The organism is Flavobacterium geliluteum (assembly GCF_017948595.1).
GTDB classification, from domain to species: Bacteria; Bacteroidota; Bacteroidia; order Flavobacteriales; family Flavobacteriaceae; genus Flavobacterium; species Flavobacterium flavipigmentatum.
Window position 1 is genome coordinate 49,671 of record NZ_JAGFBV010000001.1, and the last position, 12,465, is coordinate 62,135.

The 12,465-nt window shown below is 34.4% G+C and carries 13 protein-coding genes; 9 read left to right on the forward strand and 4 right to left on the reverse strand.

The window, feature by feature from the left end:
* Window positions 1–14: 14 nt before the first annotated feature.
* The 4 genes from pnuC (at window position 15) to J3495_RS00180 (ending at window position 5,587) form a co-directional block, all read left to right on the forward strand.
* The gene (gene pnuC, locus J3495_RS00165; protein ID WP_210664543.1) at window positions 15–638 is read left to right on the forward strand and encodes a nicotinamide riboside transporter PnuC; all 624 of its coding nucleotides are present in this window, start codon (window positions 15–17) and stop codon (window positions 636–638) included.
* Complete coding sequence (locus J3495_RS00170) at window positions 599–2,713, forward strand: DUF4301 family protein (RefSeq protein ID WP_210664544.1); 2,115 nt, start codon at window positions 599–601, stop codon at window positions 2,711–2,713. The genes pnuC and J3495_RS00170 overlap by 40 nt, the downstream gene beginning before the upstream one ends.
* The gene (gene arfB / locus J3495_RS00175) at window positions 2,713–3,117 is read left to right on the forward strand and encodes an alternative ribosome rescue aminoacyl-tRNA hydrolase ArfB (protein WP_210664545.1); all 405 of its coding nucleotides are present in this window, start codon (window positions 2,713–2,715) and stop codon (window positions 3,115–3,117) included. Before J3495_RS00170 ends, arfB begins: the two co-directional genes overlap by 1 nt.
* A 262-nt stretch (window positions 3,118–3,379) precedes the next feature.
* Window positions 3,380–5,587: a TonB-dependent receptor gene (locus tag J3495_RS00180; RefSeq protein ID WP_210664546.1), complete on the forward strand. Its 2,208-nt coding sequence runs from the start codon at window positions 3,380–3,382 to the stop codon at window positions 5,585–5,587.
* A 44-nt stretch (window positions 5,588–5,631) separates the two neighbouring features.
* Here the strand turns inward: J3495_RS00180 and J3495_RS00185 are convergent, their stop codons facing one another.
* Window positions 5,632–6,045, reverse strand: coding sequence for a Rieske (2Fe-2S) protein (locus J3495_RS00185; RefSeq protein ID WP_210664547.1), 414 nt, complete (start codon window positions 6,043–6,045; stop codon window positions 5,632–5,634).
* A gap of 155 nt (window positions 6,046–6,200) precedes the next feature.
* Here J3495_RS00185 and greA point away from each other — a divergent pair, with 155 nt between their 5' ends.
* Together greA and J3495_RS00195 are read left to right on the forward strand one after the other, a co-directional pair.
* On the forward strand, window positions 6,201–6,677 hold the full coding sequence (gene greA, locus J3495_RS00190; RefSeq protein WP_210664548.1) for a transcription elongation factor GreA: 477 nt from the start codon (window positions 6,201–6,203) through the stop codon (window positions 6,675–6,677).
* A 51-nt stretch (window positions 6,678–6,728) separates the two neighbouring features.
* On the forward strand, window positions 6,729–7,118 hold the full coding sequence (locus J3495_RS00195; protein WP_210664549.1) for an HIT family protein: 390 nt from the start codon (window positions 6,729–6,731) through the stop codon (window positions 7,116–7,118).
* Between the two features lie 49 nt (window positions 7,119–7,167).
* On the opposite strand, the gene J3495_RS00200 is transcribed toward J3495_RS00195, so the two are convergent.
* Window positions 7,168–8,316: a sensor histidine kinase gene (locus J3495_RS00200; protein ID WP_210664550.1), complete on the reverse strand. Its 1,149-nt coding sequence runs from the start codon at window positions 8,314–8,316 to the stop codon at window positions 7,168–7,170.
* A gap of 161 nt (window positions 8,317–8,477) precedes the next feature.
* On the opposite strand from J3495_RS00200, the gene J3495_RS00205 reads away from it, so the two are divergent.
* From J3495_RS00205 to aat, 3 genes are all read left to right on the forward strand, one after another.
* Window positions 8,478–9,353 carry a flavin reductase family protein gene (locus tag J3495_RS00205; RefSeq protein WP_210664551.1) on the forward strand — a complete coding sequence of 292 codons (876 nt, stop codon included), beginning with the start codon at window positions 8,478–8,480 and terminating at the stop codon, window positions 9,351–9,353.
* A gap of 30 nt (window positions 9,354–9,383) precedes the next feature.
* Window positions 9,384–9,755, forward strand: a complete 372-nt coding sequence (locus J3495_RS00210; protein ID WP_160375588.1) for a DUF3127 domain-containing protein — start codon at window positions 9,384–9,386, stop codon at window positions 9,753–9,755.
* Between the two features lie 150 nt (window positions 9,756–9,905).
* Window positions 9,906–10,553, forward strand: coding sequence for a leucyl/phenylalanyl-tRNA--protein transferase (aat, locus tag J3495_RS00215; protein ID WP_210664552.1), 648 nt, complete (start codon window positions 9,906–9,908; stop codon window positions 10,551–10,553).
* Between the two features lie 22 nt (window positions 10,554–10,575).
* Here aat and J3495_RS00220 read toward each other — a convergent pair whose 3' ends face one another.
* Window positions 10,576–11,286, reverse strand: coding sequence for a HesA/MoeB/ThiF family protein (locus J3495_RS00220; protein WP_210664553.1), 711 nt, complete (start codon window positions 11,284–11,286; stop codon window positions 10,576–10,578).
* A gap of 33 nt (window positions 11,287–11,319) precedes the next feature.
* On the reverse strand, window positions 11,320–12,441 hold the full coding sequence (gene thiH, locus J3495_RS00225; RefSeq protein ID WP_210664554.1) for a 2-iminoacetate synthase ThiH: 1,122 nt from the start codon (window positions 12,439–12,441) through the stop codon (window positions 11,320–11,322).
* Window positions 12,442–12,465 lie beyond the last annotated feature (24 nt).

Consider the following 12,465-nt stretch of genomic DNA (forward strand, 5'->3'; position numbering starts at 1 on the left):
TTAAAAAAGTATAAATGTTTGAATATTTTTTTGCCCAATATAGAGAGTATCCCACATTTGATATAGTGCTGGAAATTGTGGCTGTAATCTTTGGTTTGCTGAGTGTCTGGTATGCCAAAAAAGATAATATTCTGGTATTTCCAACTGGTATAGTTAGCACATTGATTTATGTGTATTTGCTCTGGAAATGGACTTTGTGGGGCGATATGATGATCAACGGATATTATTTTGTAATGAGTATTTACGGTCTCTATCACTGGACAAGAAAAAAAGGCGATGTTGTGGCGTTTCCTATTTCCAGGGCGACTAAAAAGGAATTGATTATTGGGATAGGTATTTTTAGTGCAACTTTTATATTTGTGGCTCTGATCTATCATTTTTTTAATAAGTTTACCAATTGGTATTCGTATGTTGATACATTCCTTACGGGTATTTTTTTCGTAGGAATGTGGCTTATGGCCAAAAGAAAAATCGAGAATTGGATATTATGGATTATAGGAGATATAATTTCGATTCCTTTATATTTTGCTAAAGGAGTTACTTTTACCAGTTTTCAGTACTTAGTATTTACAATTATTGCCATTTTTGGCTATTTAGAATGGAAAAAAACCTTAGACAGCAAAAAACAAATATCCTAAAAATTGCTTTATTTGGCCCTGAAAGTACAGGGAAAACGACATTGGCAAAACAGCTTGCTGCACACTATAAAACGCAGTGGGTTCCTGAGTTTGCGCGTGATTATTTGCAAAAAAAGTGGGAAGAGAGTAAGCAAACCTGTGTTCTTGAGGATTTGATGCCTATCGCATACGGGCAAGTAGCATTAGAAAATGAAAAGTTAGCAACGGCAAAAGACTTTTTGTTTTGTGATACCAATTTGATGCTTACTAAAGTTTTTTCAGAGATTTATTATGATTTTTGTGATCCTTTACTCAACGAAGCCGCTGTCGAACACGAATATGATTTGTATTTTTTGACAGATATTGATGTGCCTTGGGAAAAGGATGATTTGAGAGATGATCCTGTAAAAAGAGATACTTTTTTTTCGATTTTCAAGCAAACCTTGATAGATAAAAACATTCCTTTTATTACAATTTCAGGCAATAAAGAAACACGGTTAGAAAAAGCAATTCATTGTGTAGAAGGTTTGGTTAAAGCAAAAAAACTTGAACTTTCATCTGCCGATTTTGTTCAAATTTATGAGCATGGAATTTCTTTAGATTCGATACAAAAACAATTAAAAATATTTCAAAAAGGAATCGCTAAAAGCAAATTAATAAGTCCGGCTACTATAGGTAACGGAATTTTGAGTTTGTCTGAAGTTGAGTTTCAAGAAAAAGCTACCTTTTTTGATGATAAAAAGAAGAATTTGAAACTTCAAAAATTTGTTCCTGCTTCTGGCGCTGCGAGCAGGATGTTTAAGTTTTTAAGTGTTTTTTTGGAGGATTTTAACAGCAAGAAAGAAACGATTAATGCTTACATTAATAGAAAAAAAGACACCGAATTGCCCATTTTTATTGTAGCAATGGAGAAATTTCCTTTTTTTGATGCAGTAAACAAAAAGCTTCATGAGATTTATCCTGATTTTGAAACTCTCAAAAGAGATACTAAAAATTATTATTTTATAAAAATATTGTTGTCTTCTGATTATTTTGATTTTGCCAATAAACCAAAAGCAGTATTGCCATTTCATTTGTATGATGATCATCTTGCAAATCCAATTGAGGAACATTTAAACGAGTGTGTTTATTATGCAAGTGCTAATCAAGTTTCGAATTTACACTTTACAGTTTCAGAAGCACATCAAAATCAGTTTGAAGAAGCGATTGCCGCTGTAAAGAGCGAAATTGAAGCCGCATCAAAAATCAAAATGGAGATCAGTTATTCGTACCAAAATAGAGGCACAGATTCTGTTACAGTAGACAAAGAGAATAATTTTGTCCGCAATAAAAATGGGGCATTAATTTTTAGACCAGGTGGCCATGGAGCTCTTATTGAAAACCTGAATAAACTTGATGCAGATGTTATTTTTGTTAAAAATATAGACAACGTTATACAGGGAGATGTAGAAGTGATAGCCTTGTATAAAAAAGCTTTAGCAGGAATTTTGCTTGAGTTGCAGCAACAGATTTTTAGTTATTTGCACCGTATCGAAAACAATAAAATAACCGAAAATGATATAGCGGATATTCTTTTATTTTTGAAAGAAAAACTGAATATCGAAATAACGACTTATTTTTATAAATTTACTTTTGAGAATAAAATTAATGTAATCAAAGAGATTTTGGACAGACCCATTCGTGTTTGCGGAATGGTAAAAAATGAGGGAGAACCGGGAGGCGGACCGTTTTGGGTTCAAAATGAAGAAGGTAAAATGTCGCTACAAATCGTAGAGACTTCACAAGTAGATTTAGCAAACAAGAGACAACAGTCGATTTTAGTCTCAGCGACACATTTTAATCCAGTTGATTTGGTTTGTGGAATCAAAAACTATAAAAAACAAAAGTTTGATTTGACTCAGTTTGTAGATCATACAACTGGTTTTATTGTTGAAAAAAGTGTTGAAGGCAGAACAGTAAAAAGTTATGAATTACCAGGACTGTGGAATGGCGCAATGGCCAATTGGCTGACGGTTTTTGCGGCGGTTCCGCTGATGACTTTTAATCCCGTAAAAACAGTAAACGATTTATTAAAACCTGCTCATCAACCTCACTAATGGATATCGAGAAAATTATATCAGAATTGAGTTTTAAAGCCGTTAGAAGCAGTGGGGCCGGAGGACAGAATGTAAACAAAGTTTCCTCAAAAGTAGTTTTGACTTTTGATGTGAATGCTTCGCAAGCACTAACTGACCTGGAAAAAGCACTTCTTTTAATCAATATAGCACCACGTTTGACAACGGAAAACATTCTAATTTTAAATTGTGACGAAGACAGGAGTCAGCTTAAAAATAAAGAGATTGTCGTAAAACGTTTTCTGGATATCATTAAAAAAGGATTGTTTGTACCTAAAGTCAGAAAAGCAACTAAGGTTCCTAAAGCCGCGATTAGAAAGCGTATCAAAGACAAAAAAAACAATTCGGATATTAAACAATCACGCCGAAAACCGAACTTAGATTAAATTCCAATTGAAACCTACATGAAGTTAGTTTTTTTTGGAATTTGGAATTTAATTTTTGGAATTTGTTTTTTAACACTACATTTGCATCGTCTCAAAGGGGTGCTCTAAATAACGAGCTGAGATCATACCCAAAGAACCTGAGCGAGTAATGTTGCTAAGGGAAAAAACGACAAATTATAGTGTAGAAACTTACTATGTCGTGAAACACATTTATTAATTTAACAAAAGAATAATTCCCCCTTTTATTCGTAATTTTTTACGGATGAAAACTTTTTTTTTACGTGCTAAGGCACAAAGTTACAAAGGTTCTAAGGTTGTAAATCTTAAATCTATTCTCTTTCTTCTTTCTTCTATTTTTTGTTCTCTTTTTTCTTTTGCTCAGGAGCAGGATTCAACCAAAGTTAATTCTCTGGATGAGGTATTGGTTTCTGCCGTTCGTGTAACGATCAAAACGCCGGTTAGTTTCAGTAATTTAGATAAAAAAGACATCAAATCCAGAAACTTAGGTCAGGATATTCCAATTCTAATGAATTATCTGCCGTCTGTAGTCACTACTTCTGACGCCGGAAATGGTTTTGGATACACCGGAATTCGAGTGCGTGGTAGCGATGCTACAAGGGTCAATGTTACGATAAACGGAATTCCGTATAATGATGCCGAAAGTCAGGGCACTTTTTGGGTAAATATGCCCGATTTTGCTTCTTCTTTAGAGAGTTTGCAATTGCAACGAGGAGTTGGAACTTCTACCAACGGTTCGGGTGCTTTTGGAGCTAGTTTGAATATGTTGACCGATAATTATGCGACGAAGGCCAATGGCGAAATCTCCAATTCTGTTGGGAGTTTTAATTCTCGAAAACATACTGTGAAATTTAGTTCAGGTTTGCTAAATGATCATTTTGAGTTGGCAGGTCGCTTGTCAAACCTAAAATCAGAGGGTTACATTGACAGAGCAAGTTCTGATTTGAAATCGTATTTTTTGCAAGGAACTTACGTTGGAAAAACGACTTTGATAAAAGCATTAGTTTTTGGAGGAACCGAAAAAACGTATCAGTCCTGGAACGGAATTGATGCTAAAACGTTAGCAGAAAACAGAACTTTTAATTCTGCTGGAAAATTTACAGATGAGGCTGGAAATATTCGTTTCTATGATAACGAAACCGATAATTACCAGCAAGATCATTATCAATTGCATTGGAGCGAATCGATTTCGGATAATTGGAGCAGTACTTTGGCCTTTCATTATACCAAAGGAAAAGGATTTTACGAAAATTACAAAGAAGATGCCGATATGGCTGATTATAATTTGCAGCCAGTAGGCTTGGTCACTACCACCGATTTGGTGCGTCAGAAGTGGTTGGACAATAATTTTTATGGAACCACATTTTCATTAAAATATAAAAACAAAAAACTTGATGCTATTTTAGGTGGAGGTTGGAACAAATACGAAGGAGATCATTTTGGAAAAGTAATCTGGGCAAGATACGCTTCACAATCGGAGTTGGGAGATCATTATTACGATGATTTTTCGACGAAAACCGATGGTAATATTTTCGCCAAAGCGAATTATCAATTCACAGAAAAATTAAGCTTTTATGGTGATTTGCAATATAGAAATGTACAGTACAAAGCAAATAGTGTAGAAACAGGTCTTGTTGATGACAGTTTTAATTTCTTCAATCCAAAAGCGGGGTTGAATTACGAATTGAATCAAAAAAACACACTTTATTTTTCGTATGCCAGAGCCAATCGTGAGCCTAACAGAACCGATTATGAAGGCGGAAATGTAAAACCAGAAAAGCTAAACGATTTTGAATTAGGTTGGAGACTCGTTACAGAAAAGCTACAATTGAATACCAATTTCTATTACATGGCATACAAAGACCAGTTGGTTCTTACCGGAGAATTAAACGATGTGGGTTCGCCATTGCGTGCCAACAGTGGTGACAGTTATAGATTAGGAATTGAGATTGATGCCACGCTTCAGCTTTCTGAAAAATGGTTTTTACAGCCTAACGTTACGTTAAGTCAAAACAAGAACAAGGATTTTTATTTTACTAGAGATGGTGTTTTGCAGAATTTAGGAGCGACCAATATTGCTTTTTCGCCAGAAATTATTGCAGGAAATCGTTTGACTTTTATGCCAATTAAAAGTATGCAATTGTCGTTACTATCAAAATTCGTTGGAGAACAATTTATGGGTAATATAGATTCTAATGTTTCAAAACTCGATAGTTATTTTGTAAATGATCTAAATGTTTCTTACGAATTTAAACCCAAAACCATTTTTAAATCAATACTGCTATCGGCTTTAGTCAATAATATTTTTGATCTAAAATACGAAAGCAACGGATTTTTCTATACGTACGATGATGATTACTCTAATCCTCCAGCGATTACAACGATCGAAGAGGCGGGTTATTATCCGCAAGCAGGAACCAATTTCTTAATGGGATTGACCTTGAAATTTTAATTCATTAAAAAAGCCTGAAAGTTTTTGTTTTTCAGGCTTTTTTTTTAGTTATAAACATTGATCAAAGTTCCGTTTACCGAAACGCGATATTGTTTTAGTGGATACTCTTTTTTGCCAAGACCCGTAAAAAGGCTGTATTCTTCTTTATCGCAGGAACAAACTGCATTGATGCCGTTTATTGTCATGGCAACACACGAATTCAAGGATTGGTTTGGACAAGCCGCATCAAAAGCATTGTAACCGCTTCCGGTATTAAAAATTATAATACCTTTTGCGCCGTAATTAGGTACAATGACAGCATTGCTTACAAATTTTAAATTAGAATAAGTAGGCAGATTCATGTCTACCGAAAAATTTACGGTATAATTGGGTATATTGGGATTGTTATTGCTCCTTTCGCCATCGCCACAAGAAAAAAATGTAACAGCAAGCAGTAGGAAAAGATAGGTTTTTTTCATTATTTTATAGTGTATTAGTGAAACAAAATTAAATTATTTAGTTTTGAAAACTATATGATTAACATATAATTATGTACTATTAAAAATAATAGTATATTTGTAATAAGAAATCCCGTCCTGATGGGATTTTTTGTATTTATATAAACGATGAAGTTATGAGTAAAGTATCTTATTATACAGCAGAAGGGTTAAAAAAATTAAAAGATGAATTGGAGCACTTAAAAAGTGTGATGCGTCCTAAGGCTTCTCAAGATATTGCAGAGGCAAGAGATAAAGGTGATTTGTCTGAAAATGCAGAATATGATGCAGCCAAAGAAGCACAGGGATTGCTTGAAATGAGAATTTCGAAGCTGGAAGAGGTGTATTCGAACGCACGATTGATTGATGAATCGCAATTAGATGTTTCTAAAGCGTTGGTGCTTTCTAATGTAAAAATTAAGAATCAAAGCAACGGAATGGAAATGACTTATACTTTGGTTGCCGAAAGTGAAGCGGATCTTAAAACAGGAAAAATATCTGTAACTTCTCCTATTGGGAAAGGTTTACTGGGAAAATCTGTTGGAGAAGTAGCTGAAATAACAGTTCCTAATGGAATTTTGAAATTTGAAATTCTTGAAATCTCTCGCGATTAGTCATTGCGAGCAACGAAGCAATCTCACTATAGTGATTTTTAAAAATAAACAATGAGCAGCATATTTACCAAAATAGTAAACGGAGAGATTCCAAGTTATAAAATAGCTGAGGATGATAATTTTCTTGCTTTTCTGGATGTAAATCCAAATGCAAAAGGACATACCTTGTGCATTCCTAAACAAGAAATTGATAAAATTTTTGATATCGAAGACGATTTATATTTAGGTCTAATGGCGTTTGCCAAAAAAATTGCAGTAGCGTTAGAGAAAACAGTTCCATGCAAACGTGTAGGTATGGCAGTTGTAGGTCTTGAAGTCCCACATGCCCACGTACATCTAATTCCGTTGAACGAAATGGACGAGATGCGTTTTCAAAATAAAGTATCACTTTCTAAAGAAGAATTTGAAATTTTAGCTAAAAATATTCAGGCAAATTTGTAAAAAGCGTATTAAAATATAAGAAATAAAAAGTGTAGTGAAAGTAATTTTACTACACTTTTTTATTTAGCTGAATCTGAAAAGTAGTTCCTTTTCCAATCTCAGAATGCAGTACTTTTATTTTTCCGTTATGATATTCTTCAACGATTCGTTTTGTTAGAGAAAGACCCAGTCCCCAGCCACGTTTTTTGGTGGTAAAGCCAGGTTCAAATATGGTTTTGAATTGCTTTTTTGAAATTCCCGTACCCGAATCTTTTACATTAATTTTTATATGATGGTGGTCTTGCTCAATTTGAAGATCAAGTGTTCCTTTTCCTTTCATGGCATCAATTGCATTTTTTACCAAATTTTCTATCGTCCAGCTGTGTAATATTGGGTTTATCATGGCAAAAACAGGTTCTTTTGGCGTGTGATAAGAAAAATTAACTTGCTTAGAAAAACGAGATTGCAAATAATTAAAAGTGTTTAAAGTCACAGCAATAATATCCTGTGATTCCAGTACAGGAACAGATCCTATTTTAGAAAAACGATCCGTAATGGTTTGCAGTCTTTCAATGTCTTTCTCTATTTCTACAGTGATTGACTCATCTATGTTTTCTGATTTTAACAATTCTACCCATCCGATAAGAGAGGATAAAGGTGTCCCAATTTGATGGGCTGTTTCTTTTGCCATTCCAGCCCAAAGTTTGTTCTGAGTAGCCATTTTGGTGCTTTTATAAAAATTGTAAATCAAAGCAATAAATAAAAAGATAATCAGCAGCAAGGCTATCGGATAATATTTTAATTTATTAAGTAACTCCGAGTTTCCATAATACAATTCCTGATATTTTCCAGGTGCATATTCGATCACAATTGGAGTGTTTTCGTTTTTTAAACTTTTCAAAAACGACATGGTTTTTTTTTCATCTTTCAGAATTTCTTCAGGAACATTTCGGGTACTTAAAATCTTTCCGTACATCGTCAAAATGACAGGAATAGAGGTGTTGTTACTCGAAATTTGGAGAGGCAGATCAAGATCGGTATTTTCGTCGGCGTTAATTAAGGCAATTTGGGCATTTGCCAAAAGCTTCATTTTTACACGTTCTTCATTTTTAAAAATTTGAAAAAAGATATAAGTGTTCCAGAGAATCAGAGAAATGATTGAAAAGGATATAAAAATAATGATCCAACGGGTGGTATTTCTTGGTTCAGAAAATTGCATAAACTAATTTTGAGGTATAAATATAACGAATTAAACACAGCAAATATTTTATGGGCTTCTAAACATTTTTTGCTTTTAAATCTAAAACTATTTCTCTGACTTAAACGATTTATCTATTTTTGCAGTTATCAAAATGAGATTCGGTTAAAACCAACAAAAATATGATTAGCATTAATCCAAAAGAGATTCCGACCGCAAAATTACAAGGTTACCTACAAAGTGCTATTGGGCCTAGACCTATTGCTTTTGCAAGTACTATAAGCGCAAAAGGGATTCCCAATTTGTCACCGTTTAGTTTCTTTAATGTATTTAGTGCCAATCCGCCAATTTTAGTTTTTTCTCCATCGCGTCGCGTGCGTGACAATACGATTAAACATACTTTAATCAATGCCGAGGCTACTGGCGAAGTTGTGATAAATGTGGTCAATTATGATTTGGTACAACAAACCTCGTTGGCAAGCACTGAATATGGTGATGGAGTGAATGAGTTTTTGAAAGCGGGTCTTACACAAATTCCGTCTGATTTGGTAAAACCATACAGAGTTAAGGAATCTCCAGTACAGTTTGAGTGCAAAGTCACGCAAATTATTCCGCTTGGAACAGAAGGCGGAGCGGGAAATTTAATTTTATGCGAAGTGGTAAAAATTCATATTCATGAATCGATTTTAGACGAAAACGGTGCTATTGATCAACACAAGATAGATTTGGTTTCGAGATTAGGAAGTAATTGGTACTCAAGGTCTAATCAAGGGCTTTTTGAAGTGCCAAAACCACTTACTACTTTGGGTGTTGGGGTAGATGCGATTCCAAATTTTATCAAAGAAAGTACGGTTTTTAATGGTAATGATCTCGGAAAATTAGGAAATATTGAAGCCTTGCCTACAACAGAAGAAGTTAGTATATTTGTGAAAGAAAATTTTTCTGTAAAAGGAGTTTTAAGTTCAGATGATCAGGAAAAAATTCATTTAGAAGCAAAAAAATATCTCAATAAAGACGATATTGCATCGGCTTGGAAAGTGCTTTTAGCCAAAAAATAAGAAAAGAAACAATAATAAATAAAGAAGAAGATGGAAGTTACAGGAAAAGTAAAAGTGGTTAATCCAGAGCAACAAGTTAGCGCTGCATTCAAAAAAAGAGAGTTGGTTGTTACAACAGACGAGCAATATCCTCAACATATCTTAATCGAATTTACTCAGGATAAATGTGATTTATTAAGTAGCTACAAACAAGGTGAAGCAGTAAAAGTTTCTATTAATTTAAGAGGAAGAGAGTGGGTAAATCCACAGGGAGAAACAAGGTATTTTAATAGTATTCAAGGGTGGAGAATCGAAAGATTGGCACCGGAAGGTCCTGCTCAGACGCCACCAATGCCGGCAGCAGAAGCTTTTGCACCTGCTACGAATTTAAATGAAGATGAGCCAGACGATTTACCTTTCTAAAAAAGATTAAATCTCAAATAATAAATTCCAAATTCCAAATCATTACAAGTGCATTTGGGATTTGGAATTTTTTGTTTTGAAAATTAAGTAAACACATTTTAAAATTTGGAATTTCAAATATTGGAATTTCTACGGTTATTTTTTTAAAAGATGCATTATATATTTGAAGAGTTGTTTTTTCCACCAGTTTCAGAAGCCGATGAGGACGGAATTCTTGCTGTCGGTGGTGATTTGTCTCCTGCACGTTTAGAATTGGCTTATAAAAACGGTATTTTTCCTTGGTTTAATGAGGGAGAACCCATTCTTTGGTGGGCGCCAGATCCACGAATGGTATTATTTTTTGATGAATTAATCGTGTCAAAAAGTATGCGAAAAATTCTAAAAAGTAATCAGTTTAAGCTGACTTTTAATCAAAATTTTGCAGCTGTTATTTCAAACTGCCAGAAAATAAAACGAGATGGTCAAAACGGAACCTGGATTTCAAACAAAATGATTGATGCCTATTGCCAATTGAATGCGCAAGGCCTTGCAAAATCGGTTGAGGTTTGGCAGGATGACGTTCTGGTTGGAGGTTTGTACGGCATAGATTTAGGAGTTGTTTTTTGCGGTGAAAGTATGTTTTCTAAAGTGTCGAATGCTTCAAAAGTAGCTTTTATTGCCTTGGTTGAACATTTAAAAAAAGAGAATTACAAATTATTGGATTGTCAGGTTTACAATCCTCATTTAGAGAGTTTAGGCTGCCGCGAAATCGATCGTGAGGAGTTTATGTCTATTTTAGAAAATAAGAAGGCATTTTAAAGATCAACTGTATTGTTTTTTGTTAAAAATTTAATTTTCTAAAACTCCAATTCATAGTATTAAAAAGCACTAATTCGTTCCTTAAAGTTGGTAATTCCAAAATTAATTTTAATGTTTCATGTGCCATCATGCTGCCAATAATTCCGGGTAAAGTTCCTAAAACTCCATTCAAATTACAATTCGGAACTTCTTTTGAGTCAGGTATTTCCGGAAATAAATCCCGAAGATTTTTGCTTTCATGGTGATTAAAAACAGCTACCTGACCTTCAAAATTTAAAATACTTCCATACACCAATGGCTTTTGTAATTTTACACAAGTATCGTTAACCAAATAACGTGTAGCAAAATTATCAGAACCATCAACAATTACATCGTATTGTTGCATAATTTGGTCAGCATTTTGAGCCGTTAATTTTTCAGGAATGGCTACGACTTCAATCAACGGATTGAGCGCCGAAGTTTTTGCTTTTGCGACAGTCGCTTTCAACGCTCCAATTTCATTCTCACTATATAAAATTTGCCTGTGCAGATTATGAATTTCGATACTGTCAAAATCCATAATGCCTATACAACCAACGCCTGCGGTGGCAATGTATTGCAAAATAGGGCAACCTAAACCGCCAGCACCAATGACCAAAACACTGGATTTTTTGAGTTTTTCTTGGCCTTCCTCTCCAATTTCGGGCAGTATGGTTTGTCGATTATAACGTAAAAATTCTTGAATAATACTCATCTTGGTAAAATATATTTTGTGAAATGTAAGAGGTTAGATTTGTTGGAAGAAACTCTTGGTCCAATCTTTCCAAACTGGTTCATAGCCTTTTTGAGTAATGATTTTGGCAATTTCTTGTGCTGAACGCTCGTCGCTAATTTCAAATTGTTCCAAAGATTGTGGGTCTACAGCATAGCCACCCGGATTTGTTTTAGAGCCAGCACTCATGCTCGTAACTCCAATTGGAATAATATTATTTCTGAATTTTTCATTTTCTCGGGTAGAAATCGAAATCTCTAAATCTTCATTCCACAGGCGATAGGCACAAATAAGTTGCGTTAAATCTTTATCATCCATAATAAAATTAGGCTCAATAATGCCTTCTGCAGGACGCAATCTCGGGAAAGAAACAGCATATTTGGTTTGCCAATATTCTTTTTGCAAATAATCTAAATGTAAAGCATTAAAGAAACTATCGGTACGCCAATCTTCCAGTCCTAATAAAACCCCTAAACCTATTTTATGAATTCCTGCAGTTCCAATTCTGTCGGGTGTTTCGAGGCGAAAATCGAAGTTTGATTTTTTACCTTTTGTGTGGTATTTTTTGTAAACTTGCTGATGATAGGTTTCCTGATAAACCAAAACTGAGTATACGCCAGCCTGATGCAATTGCTCATATTCTTCGGTAGAAAGAGGCTGTACTTCTACAGAAATTAGAGAAAAAGTATTTTTAATTTGGCTGATAGCTTTCAAAAAATATTGAATATTCACGGTATAATTTGCCTCGCCAGTGACCAGCAAGATATGATCAAAACCTGCTGTTTTAAGAGCTGCCAGTTCTAGTTCGATTTCCGCTTCAGAAAGTGTTTTTCGTTTGATTTTATTATCCAAACTAAAACCACAATAGGTGCAAATATTTTGACATTCATTACTCAAATAAAGCGGTGCATACATTTGAATCGTTTTGCCGAAGCGTTTTTTCGTTATTTCGTGACATTCCTGAGCCATTTGCTCCAGATACGATTGCGCAGCGGGAGAAATTAAGTTTAAAAAATCGTCTAGATTTCTTTTGGTCTTGCCCAAAGATCGCTCAACATCTTGCGCTGATGTTTGGTATATTTTTTTCTGAACAGCATCCCAATTATACTGATCAAAAACCCACTTGAATGTTTTCATTTTTTTTATTTTCGTGCTAGTATT

What these genes read in the sequence shown, in the direction of transcription:
- J3495_RS00185 (WP_210664547.1), bottom strand. Translation starts at nt 6,045, where the DNA reads ATGAAAAAAACCTATCTTTTCCTACTGCTTGCTGTTACATTTTTTTCT.
- aat (WP_210664552.1), top strand. Translation starts at nt 9,906, where the DNA reads ATGCATTATATATTTGAAGAGTTGTTTTTTCCACCAGTTTCAGAAGCC.
- J3495_RS00170 (WP_210664544.1), top strand. Translation starts at nt 599, where the DNA reads ATGGAAAAAAACCTTAGACAGCAAAAAACAAATATCCTAAAAATTGCT.
- J3495_RS00210 (WP_160375588.1), top strand. Translation starts at nt 9,384, where the DNA reads ATGGAAGTTACAGGAAAAGTAAAAGTGGTTAATCCAGAGCAACAAGTT.
- arfB (WP_210664545.1), top strand. Translation starts at nt 2,713, where the DNA reads ATGGATATCGAGAAAATTATATCAGAATTGAGTTTTAAAGCCGTTAGA.
- greA (WP_210664548.1), top strand. Translation starts at nt 6,201, where the DNA reads ATGAGTAAAGTATCTTATTATACAGCAGAAGGGTTAAAAAAATTAAAA.
- J3495_RS00180 (WP_210664546.1), top strand. Translation starts at nt 3,380, where the DNA reads ATGAAAACTTTTTTTTTACGTGCTAAGGCACAAAGTTACAAAGGTTCT.
- J3495_RS00195 (WP_210664549.1), top strand. Translation starts at nt 6,729, where the DNA reads ATGAGCAGCATATTTACCAAAATAGTAAACGGAGAGATTCCAAGTTAT.
- J3495_RS00205 (WP_210664551.1), top strand. Translation starts at nt 8,478, where the DNA reads ATGATTAGCATTAATCCAAAAGAGATTCCGACCGCAAAATTACAAGGT.
- pnuC (WP_210664543.1), top strand. Translation starts at nt 15, where the DNA reads ATGTTTGAATATTTTTTTGCCCAATATAGAGAGTATCCCACATTTGAT.
- thiH (WP_210664554.1), bottom strand. Translation starts at nt 12,441, where the DNA reads ATGAAAACATTCAAGTGGGTTTTTGATCAGTATAATTGGGATGCTGTT.
- J3495_RS00220 (WP_210664553.1), bottom strand. Translation starts at nt 11,286, where the DNA reads ATGAGTATTATTCAAGAATTTTTACGTTATAATCGACAAACCATACTG.
- J3495_RS00200 (WP_210664550.1), bottom strand. Translation starts at nt 8,316, where the DNA reads ATGCAATTTTCTGAACCAAGAAATACCACCCGTTGGATCATTATTTTT.